The sequence below is a fragment of the Psychroserpens sp. AS72 genome (assembly GCF_038900375.1).
Lineage (GTDB): Bacteria > Bacteroidota > Bacteroidia > Flavobacteriales > Flavobacteriaceae > Psychroserpens.
Map to the genome: position 1 here is coordinate 272,303 of NZ_JBBMRC010000001.1, position 24,936 is coordinate 297,238.

Sequence of the window (24,936 nt, forward strand, 5' to 3'; positions counted from 1 at the left end):
TCTCAAATTGGCTCACTTTTTGCTATCTTTATAGCAATAACATAATTATTTGAACATATGAACGGAATGATGGGATACTATATACTAATTGGTGCCATTGGTTTGGTAAGCTGGTTAGTAAGTAATCAATTAAAACAAAAATTTGCAAAGTACTCTAAAGTGCAATTGCGAAATGGAATGAGCGGACGAGAAATCGCAGAAAAAATGCTCGCAGATAATGGCATTAGTGATGTTGAGGTGATTTCGGTTGCTGGTCAACTAACAGATCATTACAATCCAAAAAATAAAACGGTTAATTTAAGTGAGCCTGTTTACAATCAACGTAATGCAGCTGCTGCAGCTGTTGCAGCACATGAGTGTGGTCACGCAATACAGCATGCACAAGCGTATAGTGCTTTAGGGATGCGATCTGCTTTAGTGCCAATTGTTAGTGTAACTTCTGGAATGTCTCAATGGTTGGTCATTGGAGGTTTAATTCTTGGAGCTGCTGCTGGTATTGGTTTAGGGTATTGGGTGTCTGTTGCCGGATTGGTGTTTATGGGATTTGCTACCTTGTTTAGCTTTATTACTTTACCAGTAGAGTACGATGCAAGTAATAGAGCATTAGCTTGGTTGAAAAATAAAAACATGGTTACTCCAGAAGAATATAAAGGTTCTGAAGATGCTCTCAAATGGGCAGCAAGAACGTATTTAGTAGCAGCAATTGGAGCTTTAGCTTCACTTTTATATTGGGCTATGCAAGTGTTTGGAGGACGCGATTAAATCTTCCGATATTTCGACTCTACTCAGCACAAGAGAAAAAAGTTAAAACCGAATGACGTTTTTTTATACGTCATTCGGTTTTGTTTTATTACTTTAGATTAAACTAAATCAATTATTACTTATGGAAAATTCAAATCATAGTCAGTTCGAAAATTTCGATGACAAAATGGTACTTAGCAGACTTGCAGTTTCAGATCGTACTGCATTTTATAAAAAGACATATGCTCACGTTGCAGGAGGTGTTCTCGTATTTATTGTGTTTGAATGGTTACTCTTACAAAGTGAAACGATTATTAATTTTGCAATGTCAATGACACAAGGTTGGCGTTGGTTGATTATGCTTGGTGGATTTATGTTTATCACTAATTACGCTGAAGGTATGGCACTCAAGACAAAAGATAAGAATAAGCAATATTTGGCCTACGGACTTTATATTTTAGCAGAAGCCTTTATTTTTGTGCCAATGCTTTACATCGCTATTAATTTCTTGGAAGATGGTGGTAACGTATTATATCAAGCATCTATTGTAACCTTATCATTATTTACAGGATTAACAGCTGTGGTATTTGTGACAAAAAAAGATTTTTCTTTTCTAAAAACTGGACTTACGATTGGTTTTTTTATAGCTCTTGGTTTAATCATCGCAGGTTCATTATTTGGGTTTAACTTAGGGCTATGGTTCTCCGTTGGGATGTGTTTACTAGCAGGAGGTTCAATTTTATATCAAACATCAAATTTGATTAACAAATATACTGAGGATGATTACATACCTGCATCACTAGGATTGTTTGCATCGTTGATGTTGCTCTTTTGGTACGTATTACAGATTTTTATGTCGAGAGATTAGTTTTTCTTCGGAAATATTAAAACAACATAAATAGTTAAAAGCATTCAGAAATGGATGCTTTTTTTTTTGACTATAGCTGCTCTTCGAGATTTATTATTTTATTCTGAATCGCATAAACGACCAAACCAGCAAGGTTTTTAGATTCGGTTTTTAATAGAAGATTATTACGATGACCATCAACAGTTCTTGGGCTGATGAATAGTTTTTCTCCAATCTCATTAGTTGTAAATTGTTTACAGATAAGCTCCAAAACTTCCTTTTCACGTTTTGTGAAATAGGTCATGTCAAAGTTTGATTTTTTGGCTTGATCGCTATTATTTAGTAATCCTTCGTGAATAAATTTCATCACTTGAGCATCATAATAAAAACCTTTATCTGCAACTTCGTTAATGGTGGTTAACATCAGTTTTGGTGTGCTGTTTTTTGCGAGATACGCTACAGCACCAATAGAAATCATATTAATGATAAATGGTTTGCTAAAGTAACTAGTTAATGCAATAATTTTAATATCTGGAAACTCCTTACGAATCAATTTTGTAGTTTCAACACCATTAAGTCCAGGCATTTTTAAGTCTGTGATTACAATTTCAGGAATTTGTTTTGCAGCTCTTAATTGTTCCATGAGATCATTGCCATCTTCTGCATCAAAAAGAATATCTAAATTCTTCTCTTTGCTTAAGATAGACATGAGACCTTGTCTAAATAGTAATTCGTCATCTGCAATTGCAAGTGTTATTTTAGTATCCATAAGAGTGACAGTTTATAGTGAATATGCTTCCTTTATTTTTAGAGCTCTCAACAAAAAGCTGACCGTTTAAAATGGCAACTCTACTCTTAATATTTTGTAATCCTATTCCAGATTTTTTATTGTAGTGATTCATATCAAATCCTACACCATTATCTTTAAAAACGAGCTCAAATCCATCTAACTCCTTTTTAAGTTCCATTTGTAATTGGTCTGCTTTCCCATGTCTTAACGCATTGTTTATAAGTTCTTGAGCTATTCTAAACACATGAAGTTCATTACTTTTATCGAGATTCCCTAGCGATTCAATATGATGATTTATTTTAATAGGTGTATTAGAAGTGAACTCATCAAATAACTCTTCTAAAGCTACTTTTAATCCAAACTTATCTAAGATTGGAGGCATCAATTCGTGGGCTATTTTACGAGCACTTTCTAAAGTTCGTGTTGTAATATCTAAAATATGGTTAAGCGCTTCTTTTTGATCAGTATTCATAGATGCATCATCTAATAATACATTGGTTGTTAAACTAACTACATTGAGCTTTGAGCTAATGGCATCGTGTAAATCTTGAGCAATACGGTTGCGTTCTTTTTCTTGAACTTTAATTGTGGTTTGTAATATTTTTTTTTGATGATCTAGTTTAATGTTTACTTTTTCGACTTCTTTTTCGATTATTTTTTTTCTTGAATAATAGAAAAAGAGAATGAGTCCAAGAGTGACTAGGACTAAAAATATGATGCTGTAAACAAGCGCTCCTATTATCTGTTCTTGATTCGCCGAAAACTCGTCTGCCATTGAATTAGAATTAAAGTTAAATATACAACGTAAAGAATTCTATTTATTAGATATATGTTTCTAACAGCTTCAGTCATGTCTAAATCAGATAAATAATTACCTAATATAAAAATAAGTGTACTGGAAGATATATAAATTAAAACACCAGCATTAATTATTAAATAGTCATTATTTTGACTTAATGAATTATATAAATGCATTATAGCATAAATTATTAAGGGTAAAGATGTGATAAATATTTCAAATAAATTAAACCGAAAAAATAAATCAGGTCTTAATATATATTGAATACCCAACATCAAACAAACTATTATTATAAAAAATATTATATATTTTTTCTGAGTTTTTTTAAATAACGAATGATAAAATAATGATAGAAGTAAGAACTGACCAATAAAATATATATGTGAGACATATAGATTGTTTTTGTAGATCCTAGCAACTATGTAAGAGGTAAATAAAATGATACATGAAATTAATAAATACAATGTAAAATATTTATAGGCTACAGCTTTTTTATTTTGCTTGTAGCCTATAAGATATAATAAGGTGTTTATAAAGACTAATATAAACCCTGTATATAAAAAAAAATGATTTATTAAATTCATTCAATATTTATAGTTTTAGTCTTTGAATAATGGACTTCCTGGATCACAGTCATTTGGACAAGGTACTGTGAAATCATATACACCACTTCCATTTGGACTTGGATCACCATCTGCAGTTAATTTCTTTTCATCTTTAACGATATCTTTATATAAAGTACCATTTTCGGTAGTTGTACCAACTATCAATAGTTTTTCTCCATCTTGATCATCAATAGCTAAATATGCTCTTACTGATGGTTCATATTTTTCAGGTACTATTTGAATTTTACCGTTAGAATCTGTTGAGAATTTTACTCCCATTTCATTTAAACAAGCTACTAAGTCATCTGCAGGGATTCTAAAAGCTTTAGAAATTTTAGGATGTTTAGTTCGCCATTTTTTTGTCCATCTTTTTGCTTCCTCTATAGTTCTTGTTAAAGGTGTTAAAGGAGTTAAGGGTGTTGTTGCACTCATAATATATAATTTAGTTGATTAATAGTTTATAAAGCTACTCAAATAGAATTAAAAAATTACTAGCATTTAAAAAAACAGGTATTTCTACGTGTTTTCAACTTAAAGTGCTTTTGCGGTTAAATTTTTAGATATATACTATCAACTTTGAAGTCTATTAATCAATTTAAAAATTAGACTATTATGAACCCAACTTTGGCACAAATTATTATGTTCGCCGGCAATTTTGCACCCAGGGGCTGGGCGCTTTGCAACGGACAATTACTAGCAATTTCGCAGTACTCTGCTTTGTTTTCTCTTCTAGGTACTACCTATGGAGGCGATGGTAGAACCACTTTTGCTTTACCAGATTTAAGAGGTAGGACACCTAAAGGTGTTGGCGATGGACCTGGACTTCAAGCTGTTACTTGGGGAGAAAGGGGAGGAAAAGAACAAACTATTATCACTGCAGGCAACATGCCTTCGCATAGTCATGATGGTAGCGGCTTAAGCATCTCATTGTCTTGTAATGAAGATGATGGTGATAATAATGAACCATCAGGAAGAAATATTGGTATTGCACAATCAGGAACACCATATAATTCGGCAGCTAACGATGCGTCTTTTGGTGGAGGAATAGTATCTGGATCTACTGGACCACAAGGTAATGGCCAAGCTCTTGATATACAAAATCCATTTTTAGGAATCAATTATATTATCGCTCTTCAAGGTGTTTTTCCACCAAGAAGCTAAATTAAAAACAAATTAAAATTAATAAAAAACTTTAAAATAAATAATATTATGGAAGATGCATATATAGGAACAGTAATGATGTTTGGAGGGAACTTTGCTCCAAGAAATTGGGCATTTTGTAGTGGGCAATTATTACCAATTGCCAGTTACAATGCGTTATTCTCAATTTTGGGAACTACTTATGGAGGTGATGGTAGAACCACTTTTGCTTTACCAGATTTAAGAGGACGTGTTCCAAAACATGCAGGTAATGGTCCAGGATTACAACCTGTTACTCTAGGAGAAAGAGCAGGTCGTGAACAAGTGACTCTTACAACTGGACAATTACCATCTCACAGTCATGACGGAAGTACGTTAACAGCAGCGTTATCTTGTAATGAAGACGATGGAGATAACAATGAACCATCAGGAAGAAATATTGGTATTTCAGAATCTGGAACACCTTATAATTCTGCAGCTAATGATGCAACTTTTGGAGGAGGAGCTGTTTCAGGAAATACTGGGCTTCAAGGAGGGAACCAACCATTTGATATTCAAAATCCCTTTTTAGGAATGTATTATATTATATGTATGCAAGGTCTTTATCCACCAAGAAGCTAAAGACGTCAGTCATCGAATTTTAAAAGAATTCCTAAAGTATTGTATGTATTTACAGTACTTTAGGCTTCTTAATCTAAAAAAGAATTATTATGAAAACAAAACTACTTTTATTAACTTTTTTATTACCTACATTTATGTTTGCACAAGTTGGAAACGGCTTTGAAAACACTCCAGGCGTGACATTTAATGCCTCTGGTGGTTCTTGCCAATACTTTGACTTTGATACTGCCACAGTTCATACACTTGCCAATTACAATGCGCCTTGTGGTTTAATTTATGTTACAGAGCCGTCATCGGGAGCAACTCTAGGCTATACTATTACTTTAGACCCTACATCTCCTAATGGGCCAGCTGGATTTAGTGATGGTGACTTTTTTGGTGTGGGAACTTCAGCGTTTTTTAATATTGAAATCGGATTAAATCCACCTGAAGGCAGTCAAGGGTTTTTTATGGAAGATCCAGATGGAAACATTACAATGACTTTTGATATTGTAGATTTGACTGGTGCAACTAATCCGCAATTTAACATGCAGTATGTTTTAGAAGGGACAAGTTGGGAACTCGAAGACTTTTTAAAAATAACCATCCAATTTACAGATTGTGGAAGTCCAACACTTACATTAATAGATACTACAGGTCTAGATATTGATAATCTTGGTATTGAGGATACGTGGAATACTTTAAATGCTGATTTAACAGCAAATGTGGGATGTAAAGCACAATTAATTATTGAGTTTTCATCTAATTCTGCTGCTGAAGAATTAGGTCTTGATGCCATTGCATTTACAGGAGGCATGACTTTGTCAGCCGAAACTATTGATTTAGATAATTCAATTTCAATATTTCCTAACCCATCTAAAGGCATTTTTACAATTAAAAACAATGGAACTTCTTTAGAAACTGTACAAATTTCAGATATAAATGGTCGTACTATTTCTAAAATTGATATGAAAGGAATAACTACTGATAAATCAATTGATTTAACAAGTGCTTTATCTGGTGTTTATTTCGTAACCATTACGTCTGGTAATGAGTCGGTAACAAAGAAGTTAATTATAGAATAAATAGACTTGTTCTAAACCCAATCTAGCGTAATAATTACCTGCAATAATGTTTAAGAAAACTGTGTTTATCGTCTAAACTCGTAATACGTAGAAAACATAACAAGTAAAGGTTATAATGATATGATATACAGTACTTTTAATAATTATTAATCTAAATATTAAGCTATTATGAAAACAAAATTACTATTTTTTATTTTATTATTACCTACAATAATGCTAGCTCAAATCACTCAGGGTTTTGAGAATTTACCAGGTATGATTTTTGACGGAAGTGCTTGTCGTTATTTTGATTTTGATAACGTTACAGTGCACGAACTTCAAAATTATAATACGCCATGTGGAACAATCTATGTTAAAGAAACTGGATCTGCTACTACATTAGGATATTCAGTTATTTTAGATCCTACAACAACAAATGGACCAGCAGGTTTTAGTGATGGCGACAGTTTTGGTGTTGCATCTGCTGCATCTTTTGTGTCTGGAATTGGGTTTGCACCACCAGAAGGAGGTCAAGGATTCTATATGCAAGATGTAGATGGTACAATTTTGATGAGTTTTGATGTTGTTGATTTAGCAGGAACAACCAATCCTCAATTTAGTATGAGCTACATTTTAGAAGCTACCGGTTATGAAGCAGATGATTTTGTAAAGATTTCTATCAAATTTACAGATTGTGCAAGTTCAACACTAGATTTATTAAACACTATAGGAAGTGATATTAATGATTTGGGTATCGAAGACTCATGGAACACGCTTAGTGCAGATTTATCTGCCTACACAGGTTGTAAAGCGCAATTATTAGTTGAGTTCTCGTCTAATTCTACAGCTGAAGAATTAGGTATTGACGGAATCTCTTTTTCTCAGGGAACAGTTCTTTCTACTAATGAGTTTGATTTAGGAAACTCTTTATTTGTAACTCCTAATCCATCAAATGGTTTGATAACTATTAAAAATTCTGGAGTTGCACTTAGTAATGCTGTTGTTACAGATATTAATGGTCGTACGATGATTGTTCTTGACTTGCAAGGAACTACTGTTGATAAAGAACTTAATTTAAGTTCTGTATTGTCTTCAGGATTATATTTTATGACAATTTCTTCGGAAAATGCATCTACAGTAAAGAAGATAATTATTAAATAAGTGTCTTTAAAAGAATTAATTCAGTTACTACGCCTTAGTAGTAACTGAGTTTTTTATTAACATTTAAATCAATTGATATATTAAAAATCGTACATATCGCGATTAAATTATCAATACTAACAAATAATATGAAAAAAATTTACATTTTACTTATTTTAATATCCTCATTTTGTTCAGCACAAAACATCAATTTTACTATTGATACTGCTGTAGATAATGGGACATCAATTACTGAAACAATAGTGGTTGGACTTGACACGTATATCTTAACCGTTTTTCATTCTGGTAATGAAGAACTCGATGATATTGGAGGAGGAGACCTAATCTTTTATCTTAGTGCCATAGACCCATTAACACCTCACATGTTGAGTATAACAAAAAATGGAACTCCTACCAACTTCAACCTTAATAGTATTGATTATGATACACTAGCAGCAGGAACTATTTCATTGACAAATCAAGATGGTGATTTTATTTCTAACCCTACAGCTTATTCCTTAGGCGCCGGAACTTTAACGATCACTAATCCTGCAAACGGTTTAGATATTTCTCAGATAAATATTAACCCAACAGATAATGATGATTTAAACGATTTCGGTTTTCATAATATTAATGTTGATTTTGCAGTTGCATGTAATGATCCAGATATACCAACAATAACATCTTCGTCAATATGTAGTGGAGATAATCCCGTTTTAAATATAACAGGAGATTTAAACGATGCTACCAATTGGTATGTTTATTCAGGATCTTGTGGAGGCACATTAGTAGCTGTTACTACATCAAGTAGTGTTACGCTTCCTGCAATCACAGCTACTACAACTTATTTTGTTAGAGGTGAAGGAGGTTGTTCAACTGGTGGTCCTTGTGGTACTGTAACCGTAACAGTAAATACAAATGATGATGCTTCATTTAGTTATGATGCAGCTTCATATAATGCCGATGATGCAGATCCTACACCAACGATTACAGGATTAGCTGGAGGTTCATTTTCATCAGATGCTGGATTGGTTATCAATGCAAGCACAGGAACTATTAATCTTTTGACATCAACACTAGGAACATATACAGTGACTTATACAACTGCTGGAACCTGTCCTAATAGTTCAAGTGTAAGTGTTACGATAAATGCATCTGCAGTAGTTAATGATGAATGTACAGGAGCTATAGCAGTTGCTTGCGGTGATACTGTAACAGGTTCTACTGTGAATGCAACAAATAGTGGTTATGATTCTTCACCAGATGTGTTTTATTCATTTACAGATACAATTTTACAAGATGTAACACTTACAACCTGTGGAAATACTGATTTTGATACTATTATTAGAGTATTTGATGATTGTCCACAAACAAATCAAATAGCTTTTAATGACCAATTTTGTGGGAATCAATCTCAAGTAACCTTTACTGCACAACCAAATATTACTTATTATATTATGATAGATGGTTTTTTTAATTTTGTAGGAGGTATTGGTTTAGGAGACTATCAACTAGATGTGAATTGCATGCCTAATACTCCAGCTCCAGGAAATGATTTATGCTCAAACGCTACAGCTCTTAGTTTAGGTGTGACTTTATCAGGTGAGACTACAGTTGGAGCAACAGATGATTCTACGAGTGATTTTGATGATACACCTTGTGATTCTTATAATTTTCATTCTGATGTTTGGTATACATTCCAAGCACCAATATCTGGACAAGCAACGATTACTACGGTTATCTCTGGAAATTCAGATCAGGCTAATGTTGCTGTGTATTCATCAACAGATTGTTCGCAATTTGATTTTGATAGTGTTGGTTGTTCTCATAGTAATGGTGGAGAAGTCTTAACCATAACTACGTTGATACCAAATGCAATATATAGTGTTAGAGTATGGAGTGATGGAGTATTTGCAACACCACCACCTGAAACAGGTAGAGTTGAAGGAACATTTAGCATTACGGTTACCGATGCGACTCTTTCTACTTCGGAAATTGATAATTTCCAAGCGTTTAACTACTATCCAAACCCAGTTAAAAATGAGCTAGTTTTAGAAGCTCAACATACAATTGATAATGTGAGAGTTTTTAATTTACTTGGTCAATTAGTAATAGCAGAAACTCCAAATGTAGCATCAAAAAACATTAATATGGCACAGTTACAAACTGGAGCATATTTTGTTGAAGTGACAATTGGAAATACGACTAAAACGATTAGAATAATTAAAGAATAAAATATGTTCTAAATTTTAATAAAAAAGGCAGCCTTTAATTAGGTTGCCTTTTTTATTAAATTTTGAATTAAATCTTTATCTGTCGATCAATTTGTTGATCTAAAGAAATAAAAGTTTCTGTTCTAGAAACTCCAGTTATAGATTGAATATCTCTATTTAATACATGCATTAAATGCTCATTGTCTTTACACAAGATTTTACAAAATATACTCCAATTACCTGTGGTGTAATGACATTCTAAAACTTCAGGTATTTTTTGTAATTGCTTTACAGCTTCTGGATTACTAATGGCTTTATCTAAAAAGATGCCAATAAAAGCCATCGTGGTATAACCTAATACTTTTGGGTTGATAATAAATTTGGAACCAGATATTAAACCAGATTTTTCTAGTTTTCTAAGACGTTGATGAATAGCAGCTCCAGAAATCCCAACACTTCTAGCAATTTCTAGTATAGGAGTTCTTGCATCTTCCATTAAGGCACGAAGAATTTTTTTATCGATACCGTCTATTTGTATGTTTTGATTAACTATTTTCATGTTAACGACTAGTTTTAAGCTTGGCGTATTTCCGAATAAAAATTAGACATTAAGAGGGTTGTAACCTAGATAAGGCACTTCTTTTTCTGTAAACTGAATCCCAAAGTCTTCAAGTTCTTTTAAAATTGGTTCGTAAACTTCTTTAGTGATTGGTATTTGAACACCAGGAGTTGTAATCTTTTCATTTAAAATAGCCATCGTCGCAATAGCAACGGGTAATCCAACAGTTTTTGCCATAGCTGTATAGGTTTGGTCTTCTCCAATGGTCACCATAGTTGAGTCTATTTGGTATTTCTTGCCATTGAGTTCATAACCAAATTTATGATACATAACAATCATATCTTTATCGTCCTCTTCTAGTGTCCAACTATCCATCAATATTTTTTGAAGAATTTGTGCTGGAGTAGCATTTTTAAGCGCTACCATTTTAGCTTTATTAAAGATGTCAAGCTCTTCTAGTTTGTCCCAAACAATATCATCCTGATCTATTTTTAAAGCAAGCCTAAATTTAAGTTCTACTGAATCTGTGGGACTGTAGGGAAGAAATGCATTTACATAATCTCGATAACTCATATTCTCGCTATCTTCTATTGTGTAACTGTCATCTGTCATACCTAATTGTACAAACATATTCCATGCACGACTAAATCCAACACGACGAATTGTACCACGATACAAAGTTTTAATTGAGTCTAAACCGTAAACAGATTGATATTTTAAGGAGTCTCTATTAGCATAAGCTTCAAAACGACCATAACCTTCAATTTCTAAGAATTCTGTTCTCCTAAATAATCTATTATAAGGAATGTATTTGTATGCACCTTCTTGAAGAAATTTTGCAGCACTACCTTGACCAGCAACAACGACATTTCTAGGGTTCCATGTGAATTTGTAATTCCATAGGTTGTTGTCACTTTCTGGAGCTACAAGTCCTCCAGTAAATGATTCAAATAGTAGCATTTTTCCACCTTTTTCACGAATATAATCTAGAACTTTCATGGCACTCATGTGATCAATACCAGGGTCTACACCAATCTCATTCATAAAAACGAGCCCCTTATCTGTCACTATTTTATTTAACTTTTGCATCTCTTCACTTACATATGAAGCTGTAACCATATTTTTACCAAGTGCAACACAATCTTTGGCGACTTCTAAATGAAATCTAGCTGGTAGCATAGACACTACTATATCTGCATTTTCAATGGCAGCTTTTCTAGAAGATTTATCAAAAACATCTAGGGTAATAGCATTAGCGTTTTGGTGATCTCCTATTAGTTTTCTAGCATTACCAATATTAATATCTCCTACGATAATATGGAGTTCTTCTTCTACAGATTTATCTAATAAATATTTGATTAGGTATGAAGTTGATTTTCCTGAACCAATGACTAAAATCTTTCGCATAATGGGAATAGTTGAGTAATTTTGTTGTTTAAAATTCTTTGAAGTACAAGAGAATGATTTAACAATCGATTTAATGTTTTTATAAAACTTCAATGAAATATCTTGACGAATTTACTAAATACAAAGGGTTATAAAAACCTAAATCTAATTTATATATGAACAAAAAAATTCTCGTTTTAGGAAGTGTATTAGGTGTAATCGCAATTATACTTGGAGCTTTTGGTGCTCATGGATTAAAATCTTTATTGTCTTCGGAATCTATTCAGACTTTCGAAACTGGAGTTCGTTATCAAATGTATCATGCATTGTTACTATTATTTATTGGAGGTTTTTCCTTTATTTCTGAGAAAACTAAGAAAATAATCTTCTATTTGGTTTTGGTTGGTGTTCTGTTTTTTTCGGGTTCTATATATGGATTATCAACAAATGAGCTTACAAGTTTTGATTTTAAAAGCATTGGTTTTGTGACACCAATTGGAGGATTATTTTTAATTATTGCTTGGCTAATAATGTTAATAAGCTTTTTGAAAATAGATAGGGATAAATCCTAAAATAAGCACTCTACTTTAAAATATTGTTTAATTTTGCAGTCTAAACAACATAAACAAATTATGGTAGACCATACAAAAAATACGAAAACGATTGCGTTAGAAACTTATGGCATTAAAAATGCTAAAGTCAACTATCAATTATCTCCTAAAGAACTCCATAAAATCACCATTGATAAAGGTCAAGGTGTTGAGTCATCATCTGGTGCTTTAGCAGTTAATACTGGTGAATTTACTGGACGCTCGCCACAAGACAGATTTATTGTTAAAGATGATGTAACAAAAGATCGCGTTTGGTGGGGAAATATCAACATTCCTTTTGATTCAGATAAATTTCAAAAGCTATATGATAAGGTTGCAGACTATTTATCTAATAAAGAAGTCTTTGTAAGAGATTGTTATGCATGTGCTGATGAAAATTACAAGTTAAACATTCGTGTAATAAACGAATATCCTTGGAGTAACATGTTTGCTTATAATATGTTTTTACGTCCTACGGAAGAGGAATTGAAAACCTTTACACCAGAGTGGACCATTGTAAATGCACCTGGGTTTATGGCAGATGCTGAAGTTGACGGAACACGTCAGCATAACTTTGCTATATTAGATTTTACTCGTAAAATTGCTTTAATTGGTGGAACAGGTTATACAGGTGAGATCAAAAAAGGAATTTTCTCTGCACTTAACTTTATACTTCCAGTGTTTAAAAATACTTTACCAATGCACTGTAGTGCAAATGTTGGTAAAGATGGAGATACTGCTATCTTTTTTGGGTTATCTGGTACTGGGAAAACAACTTTATCAACAGATCCAAATCGTAGTTTAATTGGTGATGATGAACATGGTTGGACCAATGAGAATACAGTTTTTAATTTTGAAGGTGGTTGTTATGCCAAAGTGATAAACTTATCACAAGAGCAAGAACCAGAGATCTATGATGCTATAAAAAAAGGAGCTATTCTCGAAAATGTCATCATGGATGGCAAAGGAGAAGTGCAATTTGATGATACATCTATTACTCAAAATACAAGAGTTAGTTATCCTATATATCATATTGAAAATATTAGAAAACCATCTATTGGAGAAAATCCTAAAAACATCTTCTTTTTAACAGCAGATGCTTTTGGTGTACTGCCTCCAATTTCAAAATTAACACCTAATCAATCTGCATATCATTTTATTTCTGGATATACTGCTAAAGTAGCAGGAACAGAGGCTGGTGTTGTAGAGCCTGTGCCAAGTTTTTCAGCTTGTTTTGGAGCTCCATTTATGCCATTACATCCAGCAAAGTATGCTGAGATGTTAAGTAAAAAGATGAAGGATTCTGGAGTTAATGTTTGGCTTGTAAATACGGGTTGGACAGGTGGACCATATGGTGTTGGAACTCGTATGAAACTAAAATATACGCGTGCAATGATTAACGCTGTACTAAATGGTGATTTAGGAGCTTATACATATGAAGATTACCATATCCATTCTGTATTTGGAGTTGCTCAACCAAGATCTTGTCCTGGTGTGCCACAAGAAGTATTAAGCCCAAGAACAACATGGAATGATGACGAAGCTTACTATAAAACAGCATTTAAATTATCTAATGCGTTTAGAGAAAATTTCAAGAAATTTCAAGAAGATACTAATGAAGATATACGTCGAGGAGGTCCTCAACGTTATGCTTTTTAGAGCATTCATTTAATAGTATAAAAAAAGCGATTTCAAATTTGAAATCGCTTTTTTTATATTTAAATTTTATGTGTTATTTGCCTTTATTAACAAGGTCAATATATTTCTTTAATGCCATCGTCATTGATGGTGTCTCAGGAGTAGGAGCAGCTATATCAACTCTTAAACCATGAGATTCAACTGCTTTAATAGTTGTATTTCCAAAAACAGCTATTCGTGTCTCATTTTGTTTAAACTCAGGAAAGTTATGAAATAGAGATTCAATTCCAGATGGACTAAAGAATACTAAAATATCATAGTACACATTAGCAAGGTCTGATAAATCACTAATCACAGTTTTGTAAAATACAGACTGTTTCCATTTAACACCTAATTCATTTAAGATTTCAGGAACTTCTGGTTTAAGTTTATCAGTTGTTGGTAATAGAAAGCTTTCGTCTTTATACTTCTTTATTAAAGGACATAAATCAGAGAAAGTACGTTTGCCAACGTAAATTTTACGTTTTCTATACACCACATATTTTTGAAGATAATAGGCTACAGCTTCAGATTGACAAAAATATTTCATCGAATCTGGTACTTTAAAACGCATTTCATCTGCAACTCTAAAGAAGTGATCAACAGAGTTTCTACTCGTTAGAATGATTGCAGTATAATTTGCAAGATCAATTTTTTGTTGTCTAATATCTTTAGCTTCTACACCTTCAACATGAATAAATGGTCTGAAATCAATTTTGACCTTTTGCTTTTCTTGAAGATCAAAGTAAGGCGAATTTTCTATTTTAGGCTCTGGTTGAGATACTAAAATCGTTTTCACTTTCGTCATATTCCTTAAAGTGTTTTAAGCGTTGAAATCTTTAATTAACTTATATAAAATCAGATAGGGTCCGATTTCAAGTGCGCAAAGATACAAAATAAAATAGAATATATTATTTAATAATAATTTTTGATGATTCTTAAATGAAGTGATGAATCCAATTAGATTAATTAAAATTACAAGCCCAATTATTAGATAAACTATTTTTTTTGTTGGTTCTATCGTATAAATTAAAATACAATTAATAGGAAATAATACAAATCCTGAATAGTTTTTGAAGGTTGTTTTCTGAAATAAATAAGAATCAATAAGTGCATCTATATCAAATAGACTTGCAATTAAACGTTCTAATAGTACTTTAATTAAGAATAAAACGCCAATTCCAAAAAGTAATTTAAAAAACTGATTGATATTAAATTCTGAAGGGTGAACTAATGTTGTATAGCTAATAAATGAAAAAATAGATATAGATAGGGTTCCATTAAAAAACAGCAATGCGTCAAAACCATCTATAAATTTTTGATCTCTTGCATAAATTTTCAAATACTTAGAATTTCCAATAACAGCTAAAAAGTCCTTAAATCTATGCGCAAATAAAAATTTGGATACAGTAATACACACTAAACCCAATACTAGAAAAATAGTAAACCAATCATTAGAAATTACGTCTCTAAGCATAGTACAAAATTATGAAGAATATTTGATGATTTTACACGTTATTGCAAGCAACTAATATTCATTACCACAAGATTAACATTGTTTATGATTTTTACAGTTAGTTTTAAATGATAAATCACTTATTTTTGTCAGTAACTAACACGATAAGCTTGAATAATAATCTATGAGAGATGCTATTGTCATCATACCTACTTACAATGAAATTGAAAACATTGAAGCTATTTTAAGAGCAGTCTTTTCTCTAGAGAAGGTATTTGATGTTTTAGTAGTTGATGATAATTCTCCAGATGGTACAGCAGCAAAAGTAAAAACGTTACAAAAGGAGTTCACTAATCAATTACACTTATTAAATAGACCAAAGAAAACTGGATTAGGTACTGCTTATATTGAGGGTTTTAAATGGTGTTTGGCTAAGGAGTATAACTATATTTTTGAAATGGATGCCGACTTTTCACATAGCCCAAGTGATTTAATTCGGTTGTACAATGCATGTATTAACGAAGGTGCAGATATGTCTATAGGTTCTCGTTATATCAATAATAGAGTAAATGTGGTCAATTGGGATATGAAGCGATTACTCATGTCTTATTTTGCTTCAAAATATGTAAAATTGATTACTAGAATGAAAATAGATGATACTACTGCAGGATTTGTATGTTATCATAGACGCGTTTTAGAAACTATAAATCTTGAAAAGATAAAATTTGTTGGTTATGCTTTTCAAATAGAAATGAAATTTAATGCACATCTTAAGAAATTTAAGATCATTGAAGTGCCAATTGTTTTTACAGATAGAAAAAAAGGAAAATCTAAAATGAGTGGAGGAATTATTTCTGAAGCTATTTTTGGTGTCATTAATATGAAATTTAAAAGTTTATTTAGAACATAAAATGCAAAACAAAACCATACTTATTAAAAATGCCAAAATTGTAAACGAAGGAACGGTTACAGAAGGTGATATTTTAATTGAAGGTGACTACATTAAAGAAGTCTCAGATTCTATTAGCGCAAAATCTGCAGATGTTATAATAATAGACGTAGAAGGTAATTACGTGTTTCCAGGTGTTATTGATGATCAAGTTCATTTTAGAGAACCTGGATTAACACATAAAGGAAATATTGAGTCTGAGTCTAGAGCAGCAATAGCAGGTGGAATCACATCTTACATTGAAATGCCAAATACAAACCCTCAAACAACTACTGTAGAAAAATTAGAAGAGAAATTTGAAATAGCTTCAAAAACATCATATGCCAACTACTCATTTATGTTTGGTGGTACCAATGATAATTTAGAAGAAATTTTAAAAGTAGATCCCAAAACAGTTGCAGGTTTAAAATTGTTTTTAGGCTCATCTACAGGAAATATGCTCGTTGATGATCCAAAAGTTATAGAGAACATTTTTAGAAGTACAGATATGGTTATTTCTGTGCATTGTGAAGATGAAGCAACTATTAGAAAAAATTTACAAGCTCATATTGATGAGTATGGCGAGAATATCCCTATTGAGAAACATCCAATAATTAGAAGTGAAGAAGCCTGTTACATATCATCTTCTAAAGCTATTGAATTAGCAAAAAAAACAGGAGCTAGGTTGCACGTTTTTCATTTGTCAACAGGAAAAGAAACAAAGTTATTTAGTAATAAAATTCCTTTAAAAGATAAAAAAATCACAGCAGAGGTTTGCATTCACCACCTTTGGTTTAGTGATGAAGATTATGAGAAAAAAGGAACACACATCAAATGGAATCCAGCTGTAAAAACAGCAAAAGATAGAGACCAACTCTGGAAAGCTCTCTTAGACGATAGAATTGATGTTATCGCTACAGATCATGCTCCACATACCTTAGACGAAAAAAATAATGTGTATACCAAGGCACCTTCTGGTGGTCCACTAGTACAACATGCTTTGGTTGCAATGCTCGAAATGTTTCATAAAGGCAAGATTGCATTACCAAAAATTGCCCAAAAAATGGCTCATAATCCTGCAATATTATTTCAAATTGAAAAACGTGGTTACATTAAACAAGGATATTTTGCAGATTTAGTTATTGTAGATATCAATAACCCTTGGACAGTTAATAAAGACAATATATTATACAAATGTGGATGGTCACCATTTGAAGGGACTACATTTAGATCAAGAATAACACACACTTTTTTAAATGGGACATTAGTTTATAATAATTTCAAAGTTTTAGATGTCAAAGCAGGTAAACGATTAACGTTTAATAGATGAGATATATCCTAGTCTCTTTATTTAACTATTTCAATTTTTTAATATCCTCTAAATAATAATTTGAAACTTTTGTAATAGAGACGTCAATAGGAGTAAAATTAAAATCGAGATCCCTTTTTAGTTTAGAATTATCAAAAACCGTTTTGCTAGATATTGAATTCACCATTTGTTTTGATAATTTTCGTCGTTTACCAAAAAGGGCACTACTTAACCAATCCAATCGCCAAGCTATAGCTAATAAGAATGAAGTCGCTACTTTTTTTGGAGGATTAACATGTAACGCTTTTGCAACTTTATCCTGAAATGTCTTAAACGGTAAATTTTCAGCAATTAAAATATAACGTTCATTTTTTATATCGCTTGTCATGAGAGAAAACATGATATCAACAACGTCCCAAACATCAATATATGCTGATGTTCCTTTAGGATAATACTTCAGTCCTTTATGAATTTGTTTAAATAAACTACCACTTCCGCCATTGTTCCAAAATCCAGGACCTAATATAATCCCAGGATTCACTATTATAGCGTCTAAACCTTCTTGAGTGCCTCGCCAAACTTCCATTTCTGCGCCATATTTTGTAATCGCATAAACGCTATTATCAGCTTCAGGATTCCATTCCGTTTTTTCTGTAATTAACGTGTCTTGATGCGGTTCATGACCAATAGCTGCAATAGAACTTATATAACATAGTTTTTCAATGTTGTTTGATATACTAAGGTTTACAATATTTGCTGTGCCTTTAATATTGATTTTCCTAAGTTCTTTGTATTTGTTAGGTTCAAAACTTATAAAAGCAGCACAATGATATACGCGAGTAATATTTGTAAAAGCTAGCTCCAATGAAGGGATGTCATTAATATTAGACTCAATCCATTCAATTTTATTGAACAATGTTTCAACTTCATCCGTATAATATGCAAATACTTTTTTGACAGATTCTAGCTTGTGAGCCCTTCTATAGATAGCTCTAATAGAAGCATCATTACTCACTAATTTATATAATAAATGTGAACCAACTAAGCCTGTACCACCTGTAACTAAAATCATTTGAACTTTTTAATTAATTTGATTGAAGCGAAAAATAGTTATTCTATTTTAATATGAATTGTTATTAGCACTTCATAGCAAAGTTACGAAGTAAAAGCAATAAGAGATATTAGAATATAAGAACATTTTGTAGCCAATTGAAAACGGTTAAACGTGTTTATGATAAAAACAGTCTTTTTTGTGAATCGCTTTTCTCTTTTGTTTGATAAACATATCTTTGTCGCACTTAAGAATAATACAGAAACAATGAACTATAATTTAGTAGAAGAATTAACGTGGCGAGGAATGGTACATGATATCATGCCAGGAACAGAAGAGCAATTGCAAAAGGAGATGACCACAGCATATATTGGGTTTGATCCAACATCAGACTCGTTACATATTGGTAGTTTGGTTCCTATTATTTTATTAATGCATTTAGAGAAGTCTGGCCACAAACCAATTGCCTTAGTTGGTGGTGCAACAGGTATGATTGGAGATCCTTCAGGTAAAAGTGACGAACGTAATTTATTAGACGAAGCAACCTTAAATCATAATGTTGCAGGAATAAAAAATACATTAGGTCGATTTTTAAATTTTTCTTCGGAAGAAAAAAACGCTCCAGTGCTAGTCAATAACTATGATTGGATGAAAGATTTTTCTTTTATAGAATTTGCTCGTGATGTTGGTAAACGTATCACAGTAAACTATATGATGGCAAAAGATTCTGTAAAAAAACGTTTAAGTGGAGAAGAAGGAAACGTAGGGATGTCTTTTACAGAATTTACGTACCAGCTTATTCAAGGCTATGATTTCCATCATTTGTACAAATCTCATAATTGCTTATTGCAAATGGGAGGAAGTGATCAATGGGGAAATATTACAACAGGAACAGAGCTTGTAAGACGAATGAATGTTGGAGAAGAAGCCAAAGCATACGCTATGACTTGTCCTTTGATTACAAAAGCAGATGGTTCTAAATTTGGAAAGAGTGAAGGTGGTAATGTATGGTTAGATGCAGAGAAAACATCTGTTTATAAATTCTACCAATTTTGGTTAAATACAAGTGATGAAGATGCCGAAAAGTATATTAAGATTTTCACATTTTTAGACAAAAATACAATAGAAAAGCTTACAGCAGAGCATAAAGAAATGCCTCATGCACGAATTTTACAAAAACGTTTGGCAGAAGAAGTAACAACGTTGGTACATTCAAAATCTGAATTTGAAAATGCAGAGAAAGCTTCAAATATATTATTTAGTAAAAGCTTTAAAGCAGATATTAAAACCTTAGATGAGAACACATTTTTAGATGTGTTTGAAGGTGTTCCGCAAGCTGAAATATCTAAAGCCGAACTTTCTCAACTAGATATGATAGGAGTACTATCAGCTCAAACAAACTTTCTAGCGTCTAATAGCGAAGCACGTCGTGCATTAAAAGAAAATGCAGTGTCTGTTAACAAAGAAAAAGTAAAAGAAGATTATCAGCTGTCTGAAGATGATTTAATTAATGACAAATACATCATTATAAATAAAGGAAAGAAGAATACTTATATAATAAAAGTGTCTTAAATTATAAGTTATTCGAGTTCTTTTAAAACTGTCTCGTCACCCTGAATTTATTTCAGGGTCTCACATAATGATTTCGATTATGTTATGTGATTCTGAAACAAGTTCAGAATGACGCAATAAACATGAATAGCTATAAAAAGAAAAACGTCCCATAAAATGGGACGTTTAACATTAACCAATCAACTATTTATTAGAAGCTAATCTTTCTTTTTCATAGAACTCTAAACTATTTTAGATTCATAGCTTCCCAGTTTTTGTCGGCTTTACTTTGTAAACCTTTCACATTATTTTCTTTCCACGTTTTTAAAGTGTTATTTCCCCAGGAATTATAGAACAAATAAAGCTTTCCATCTCTGATTTCGAAGGTTTTAGGGTCTATATCAACTTTTTTGGATTTTTCTGCAACTGCAAATGCACAATAACCACCATACTGCGGAATGTATTTCTCCGGATTACTACTAAATGTTTTTAAATTCTCTTCCGAAGAAAACTTATATTTTATACCATAATGCATGGTAGTATATTCTGTTTTACCTTCAATTGCTTGATTATCAAAATAGGCAACAACATCATAACCTTTAGCGATGTAGCCTTTTTTTGTATTGTAATCTACGTTTTGTGCGAATGTGGTGAGTATTCCGAAGAAAAAAATCACACCTAATAGTTTAGTTTTCATTTGAGTGTAGTCGAGAATATTTGGAGATAATTACAAAACCATCAAATTGCAACCCCTAATATCACTAGAATCAAACCTGCCAATGATTTCAAAAGTAGCATTGTCACGAATGCGACCTAAATCTTGAGTTGCAATGAATGAGCAGGAATTAACGTTGGCTAAATCTATGACGTTTATTCCGCCAGTTTTATTACCATTTTGAATGGTGAGTGCATCTTCTGGATCACGTGTGAGAATGCGCATCCAATTTGGGCATTTAAAAATACCATCACCAAGCGAGTAAGCTTGACTCAAAAGCTCAGTCATGCCATATTCACTATGAATTTTTGAAACGCCAAAACCTGATTTTAAAATCGTATGAAGTTCTTCTCTAACAAGTTCTTTTCTGCGACCTTTCATTCCGCCAGTTTCCATGACGATCGTGTTGTTTAAATTAAATTGATGTAACTCTACCAAATCTAAAAGTGCAAAAGACACACCAATGAGTAGGACTTTCTTTTCTTCGGAAGCTAAAGCACACAATTTAGTTTTTAGTGCGTCGAGATCGTTGAGGTAAAATCCGCTATCAGGTTGTTGCGATTGCTGTATCATATCATTAACCATATAGATTAATGAGGAACCTTTGCGTTCTAAATAATTTGGTAATAAAGCGAGAATGGTATAATCTTTAATATTTCCGTAGAAATTTTGAAAGCCTTTTCTAAAACTTTGCTCGTAGATACTTACATCTGTAACATAATGTTTACTGGTAATTGATCCTGTTGTGCCACTACTAGAAAACGTATCCTCAATTGGAGATTGAGAACTCAATACCTTATGGCTTTTAAAAAACTGAATGGGTAAAAATGGAATCTCTTCAACCGTTTTTACATCACTTGGATGGATATATAATAAATCACAAAACGAGCGATACACAGGGTTGTTTTCAAACTGAAATTTGAAGACTTTCAAAGCGATCTTATTAAATTCATTTTCCGAAGAAATAGAAAAAATAGCGTCTGTGTTTATCATAAGTGTAAAAATAAAAAAAGCGCTGTCAAAAATGACAACGCTTTTGTATTACTTTATTTAAAAAGGATTACTTGATCACTAACTTTTTAGTAACCGAAGCATCATTTTGAGAAATCTTAACGATGTAAAGACCTGCGTTTAAAGCAGAAACATCAATACGATTGTTTGTTAAAGTTTGGTTGATAACTTGCTTTCCTAAGACGTCATAAACAGAGACTGAAATAGCGTTATCATTTGTTCCAACTACATTTACAAATCCTGTAGATGTTGGGTTAGGATACATTGAGAATGCATTAGAACCAAATTCATCAACAGATAAGATTTGTACGCTAAAGTCGTCAGCATCTCTTGCAGTAATGAAGTATCCATCTGCTCTTTCGTTTAAAATACCAACGATATCAGTTGCAGTAGTTGGCACATTAGCACCAATATAATCTGCATCAAAGAAAGACGTTCTAAAGTTAAAGTTGTCACCTCCTTGAGTTAAAGCATATGCAGTTCCTGTCATGAAAACAGGTTCTGTATTGTCCATAGTAACAGCAATTACTTCAACTAACTCAGATTCATATTGCTCAGAGTTTGCAGTTAACATTGCTAAAGTTACAGTTTGAGGAGTTAACGTGTTTCCAGTTGATGTTGCTGCACCTGGATCTGCAACAGGTACAAACTGAAAAGTTCCACTAAATTCTCCTAAAGTTCCTGAGATACCAGAAATACCATCACCAATTGCATACATTGAAGAAATAGTTCCTGAACTGTCGTCAATTAAAATAGCACCAGATGCATCTTCTATATATTTTTGATTTCTAAAATTTTGTTGGTATGTTAAGAAAGCTTCACCAGTAAGTGTGTAAACTTCACCAATAGTTCCTGCTCTAAGAGCAGCGATATTTGCTACATTATTAGATGATAATACACTAAAAGAAACCATGTCAGAATCAATTACACCACCATCAACCAATTCAACAGTTACATTATAAGTTTGACCATCAACAGTAATTACAGTAAATGGGCTTGATACGTTATTTGTAGTATTACCGTTTACAGTAATATCTACTGTTTCTCCACCTACTAAATTTGTAGTTGAGAATTCAACATCAACAGACATTGTTCCTGGAGCAAAATCAGTAGCATTTGAAGGAGAGGTAATCGTTATCGTTGGATCTGTATTTGCAACAGTTGTGTAAGTTCCAACAGGAATTGGACTAGCAGCAGCACCATTAGAAGTTTCACCATCTAAAGCATTTGCTCCACTAAAAAACCAGTTTCCAAGAACAAAAGTTGAACCATCAGGTCCAGTTCCATCAACTCTATAAGCCCATCCATCTAAATATTCCCAAGGTGTTCCGTTACCATCAACATTAATGTCACCAAAAGTGTCAATTACTACACCATTTTGATATAATTCAACAGCATCATCTCCATTAATTCCCATTGCAGATCCAGCGTTGTAATCTGGAGCAGAACCAAACCAATTTGGAAATTCTACATCTTCAGAACCTATAAGTAAATAAGTACCTGCTGTAACAGCGTCTGCAGGAAAAGTAAATTCTTCTCCATCTGTTCCGCCACCATTGTTAGCACTACCAATTCCGTAATTACTTAAATCATCGATGTCATTAATAACATAAAGTTCAATACCTTTTGGTAATCCTCCAGGAAGAGGCCCATCAAAGGCAGCAGTTATAACTAGATCTTGTCCAAAAGACAATGAAGTTACTAAAAGGGTTAAACATAAAAAGTAAAGTTTTTTCATAATTATTTAGTTTTAAATTTTTAAAAATTAAGCATACAAATATAAGTAGAATTTGAGTTTTAAACGAATAAATTATGCGCTATGTTGCTATTTAACACTAGCATAACATTGATGCAAAAATAGCTTCTAATTAATTTAAACGTAACAATTAAGTTAACTTAACGTTATCAATTTAAGTACTCATACAATTTTTTGTTATTAATCTTATCTTTACCAATCAAAGGGTTTCAATTTAAAAAAATGAAACGAGCATGTTCAAAACTTTATCTAACAAGAGAATGATTAGTAGCGAACAGTATGTGTCCTTAAAAAAACAATACATATAAACACATGAAAAAGAAGGATATTAAAATTCTATTAGTAGACGATGAACCAGATATTTTAGAAATAGTTGGTTATAATTTATCTAATGAAGGTTATCAGGTCATAACTGCCGAAAATGGTGCTCAAGGTGTTAAAAAAGCTAAAAAAGAAAAACCTCAACTCATCATTTTAGATGTCATGATGCCAGAAATGGATGGTATTGAAGCATGTGAACACATTAGAAAAATACCAGATTTAAGTAATACTATAATTACATTTCTTACAGCTAGAGGTGAAGACTATTCTCAAATGGCTGGTTTTGATGCAGGAGCAGATGATTATATTACAAAACCAATAAAACCAAAAGTTTTAGTGAGTAAAGTTAAAGCACTCTTAAGACGTTTGAAGGAAGATGAAAAAGCAGATGACATTTTAAAAATTGGTAACTTAACAATCAACAGAGAAGAATATAAAATTATAATAAAAGGAGAAGAACTTATCTTACCAAGAAAAGAGTTTGAATTGTTATCTTTGTTAGCAACCAAGCCTAATAAGGTTTTTAAGCGAGAAGAAATACTAGACAGAGTCTGGGGAAACGAAGTTATTGTTGGAGGACGTACCATTGATGTTCATATTAGAAAACTTCGTGAAAAAATAGGAGATAAAAAGTTTAAAACAATTAAAGGTGTTGGATATAAGTTTGTGGACTAAGAAGCAAAAAGT

24 protein-coding genes are annotated in these 24,936 nt (G+C 32.3%); 13 read left to right on the forward strand and 11 right to left on the reverse strand.

What is annotated here, in order from left to right:
- Positions 1 to 66 precede the first annotated feature (66 nt).
- Positions 67 to 762, forward strand: coding sequence for a zinc metallopeptidase (locus tag WNY78_RS01180; protein WP_342871801.1), 696 nt, complete (start codon positions 67 to 69; stop codon positions 760 to 762).
- 121 nt (positions 763 to 883) lie between these two features.
- On the forward strand, positions 884 to 1,609 hold the full coding sequence (locus WNY78_RS01185; RefSeq protein ID WP_342871349.1) for a Bax inhibitor-1 family protein: 726 nt from the start codon (positions 884 to 886) through the stop codon (positions 1,607 to 1,609).
- A 70-nt stretch (positions 1,610 to 1,679) separates the two neighbouring features.
- Here the strand turns inward: WNY78_RS01185 and WNY78_RS01190 are convergent, their stop codons facing one another.
- The 3 genes from WNY78_RS01190 to WNY78_RS01200 form a co-directional block, all read right to left on the reverse strand.
- On the reverse strand, positions 1,680 to 2,357 hold the full coding sequence (locus tag WNY78_RS01190) for a response regulator transcription factor (protein ID WP_342871350.1): 678 nt from the start codon (positions 2,355 to 2,357) through the stop codon (positions 1,680 to 1,682).
- Positions 2,347 to 3,153 (reverse strand): sensor histidine kinase, encoded by an 807-nt coding sequence (locus WNY78_RS01195; RefSeq protein ID WP_342871351.1) that lies wholly within the window; start codon positions 3,151 to 3,153, stop codon positions 2,347 to 2,349. Before WNY78_RS01195 ends, WNY78_RS01190 begins: the two co-directional genes overlap by 11 nt.
- A gap of 623 nt (positions 3,154 to 3,776) precedes the next feature.
- Positions 3,777 to 4,214 (reverse strand): hypothetical protein, encoded by a 438-nt coding sequence (locus tag WNY78_RS01200; RefSeq protein ID WP_342871352.1) that lies wholly within the window; start codon positions 4,212 to 4,214, stop codon positions 3,777 to 3,779.
- A 180-nt stretch (positions 4,215 to 4,394) separates the two neighbouring features.
- Here WNY78_RS01200 and WNY78_RS01205 point away from each other — a divergent pair, with 180 nt between their 5' ends.
- From WNY78_RS01205 to WNY78_RS01225, 5 genes are all read left to right on the forward strand, one after another.
- Positions 4,395 to 4,943 (forward strand): tail fiber protein, encoded by a 549-nt coding sequence (locus tag WNY78_RS01205; protein ID WP_342871353.1) that lies wholly within the window; start codon positions 4,395 to 4,397, stop codon positions 4,941 to 4,943.
- 48 nt (positions 4,944 to 4,991) lie between these two features.
- Positions 4,992 to 5,543: a tail fiber protein gene (locus WNY78_RS01210; RefSeq protein ID WP_342871354.1), complete on the forward strand. Its 552-nt coding sequence runs from the start codon at positions 4,992 to 4,994 to the stop codon at positions 5,541 to 5,543.
- An 89-nt stretch (positions 5,544 to 5,632) separates the two neighbouring features.
- A complete protein-coding gene (locus WNY78_RS01215; protein WP_342871355.1) occupies positions 5,633 to 6,607 on the forward strand; it encodes a T9SS type A sorting domain-containing protein in 975 nt (324 codons plus the stop codon).
- A gap of 168 nt (positions 6,608 to 6,775) precedes the next feature.
- Positions 6,776 to 7,747 (forward strand): T9SS type A sorting domain-containing protein, encoded by a 972-nt coding sequence (locus WNY78_RS01220; protein WP_342871356.1) that lies wholly within the window; start codon positions 6,776 to 6,778, stop codon positions 7,745 to 7,747.
- 128 nt (positions 7,748 to 7,875) lie between these two features.
- Positions 7,876 to 9,960, forward strand: a complete 2,085-nt coding sequence (locus WNY78_RS01225; protein ID WP_342871357.1) for a T9SS type A sorting domain-containing protein — start codon at positions 7,876 to 7,878, stop codon at positions 9,958 to 9,960.
- A 67-nt stretch (positions 9,961 to 10,027) separates the two neighbouring features.
- Here the strand turns inward: WNY78_RS01225 and WNY78_RS01230 are convergent, their stop codons facing one another.
- A complete protein-coding gene (locus WNY78_RS01230; protein ID WP_342871358.1) occupies positions 10,028 to 10,498 on the reverse strand; it encodes an Lrp/AsnC ligand binding domain-containing protein in 471 nt (156 codons plus the stop codon).
- Positions 10,499 to 10,540: 42 nt separating this feature from the next.
- Positions 10,541 to 11,905, reverse strand: coding sequence for a saccharopine dehydrogenase family protein (locus WNY78_RS01235; protein WP_342871359.1), 1,365 nt, complete (start codon positions 11,903 to 11,905; stop codon positions 10,541 to 10,543).
- A 155-nt stretch (positions 11,906 to 12,060) separates the two neighbouring features.
- Between WNY78_RS01235 and WNY78_RS01240 the strand changes: the two genes are divergently transcribed.
- Positions 12,061 to 12,456 (forward strand): DUF423 domain-containing protein, encoded by a 396-nt coding sequence (locus WNY78_RS01240; RefSeq protein ID WP_342871360.1) that lies wholly within the window; start codon positions 12,061 to 12,063, stop codon positions 12,454 to 12,456.
- Positions 12,457 to 12,516: 60 nt separating this feature from the next.
- Complete coding sequence (gene pckA, locus WNY78_RS01245) at positions 12,517 to 14,133, forward strand: phosphoenolpyruvate carboxykinase (ATP) (protein ID WP_342871361.1); 1,617 nt, start codon at positions 12,517 to 12,519, stop codon at positions 14,131 to 14,133.
- A 73-nt stretch (positions 14,134 to 14,206) separates the two neighbouring features.
- Here the strand turns inward: pckA and WNY78_RS01250 are convergent, their stop codons facing one another.
- Both WNY78_RS01250 and WNY78_RS01255 read right to left on the reverse strand, forming a co-directional pair.
- Entirely contained in the window at positions 14,207 to 14,959 is a 753-nt protein-coding gene (locus tag WNY78_RS01250; protein ID WP_342871362.1) for a uroporphyrinogen-III synthase, read from the reverse strand.
- A 15-nt stretch (positions 14,960 to 14,974) separates the two neighbouring features.
- On the reverse strand, positions 14,975 to 15,628 hold the full coding sequence (locus WNY78_RS01255; RefSeq protein ID WP_342871363.1) for a DUF4271 domain-containing protein: 654 nt from the start codon (positions 15,626 to 15,628) through the stop codon (positions 14,975 to 14,977).
- Positions 15,629 to 15,791: 163 nt separating this feature from the next.
- On the opposite strand from WNY78_RS01255, the gene WNY78_RS01260 reads away from it, so the two are divergent.
- Both WNY78_RS01260 and WNY78_RS01265 read left to right on the forward strand, forming a co-directional pair.
- Positions 15,792 to 16,517: a polyprenol monophosphomannose synthase gene (locus WNY78_RS01260; RefSeq protein ID WP_342871364.1), complete on the forward strand. Its 726-nt coding sequence runs from the start codon at positions 15,792 to 15,794 to the stop codon at positions 16,515 to 16,517.
- A 1-nt stretch (position 16,518) separates the two neighbouring features.
- On the forward strand, positions 16,519 to 17,865 hold the full coding sequence (locus WNY78_RS01265) for a dihydroorotase (protein WP_342871365.1): 1,347 nt from the start codon (positions 16,519 to 16,521) through the stop codon (positions 17,863 to 17,865).
- Between the two features lie 25 nt (positions 17,866 to 17,890).
- Here the strand turns inward: WNY78_RS01265 and WNY78_RS01270 are convergent, their stop codons facing one another.
- On the reverse strand, positions 17,891 to 18,916 hold the full coding sequence (locus tag WNY78_RS01270; protein WP_342871366.1) for an NAD-dependent epimerase/dehydratase family protein: 1,026 nt from the start codon (positions 18,914 to 18,916) through the stop codon (positions 17,891 to 17,893).
- Positions 18,917 to 19,162: 246 nt separating this feature from the next.
- On the opposite strand from WNY78_RS01270, the gene tyrS reads away from it, so the two are divergent.
- Entirely contained in the window at positions 19,163 to 20,467 is a 1,305-nt protein-coding gene (tyrS, locus tag WNY78_RS01275) for a tyrosine--tRNA ligase (protein WP_342871802.1), read from the forward strand.
- A gap of 226 nt (positions 20,468 to 20,693) precedes the next feature.
- On the opposite strand, the gene WNY78_RS01280 is transcribed toward tyrS, so the two are convergent.
- From WNY78_RS01280 to WNY78_RS01290, 3 genes are all read right to left on the reverse strand, one after another.
- Complete coding sequence (locus tag WNY78_RS01280) at positions 20,694 to 21,143, reverse strand: YHS domain-containing (seleno)protein (RefSeq protein WP_342871367.1); 450 nt, start codon at positions 21,141 to 21,143, stop codon at positions 20,694 to 20,696.
- 30 nt (positions 21,144 to 21,173) lie between these two features.
- Positions 21,174 to 22,154 (reverse strand): acyl transferase, encoded by a 981-nt coding sequence (locus tag WNY78_RS01285; RefSeq protein WP_342871368.1) that lies wholly within the window; start codon positions 22,152 to 22,154, stop codon positions 21,174 to 21,176.
- 67 nt (positions 22,155 to 22,221) lie between these two features.
- Positions 22,222 to 23,910 carry a T9SS type A sorting domain-containing protein gene (locus WNY78_RS01290; RefSeq protein WP_342871369.1) on the reverse strand — a complete coding sequence of 563 codons (1,689 nt, stop codon included), beginning with the start codon at positions 23,908 to 23,910 and terminating at the stop codon, positions 22,222 to 22,224.
- Between the two features lie 330 nt (positions 23,911 to 24,240).
- Here WNY78_RS01290 and WNY78_RS01295 point away from each other — a divergent pair, with 330 nt between their 5' ends.
- Positions 24,241 to 24,924 (forward strand): response regulator transcription factor, encoded by a 684-nt coding sequence (locus tag WNY78_RS01295; RefSeq protein ID WP_342871370.1) that lies wholly within the window; start codon positions 24,241 to 24,243, stop codon positions 24,922 to 24,924.
- Positions 24,925 to 24,936 lie beyond the last annotated feature (12 nt).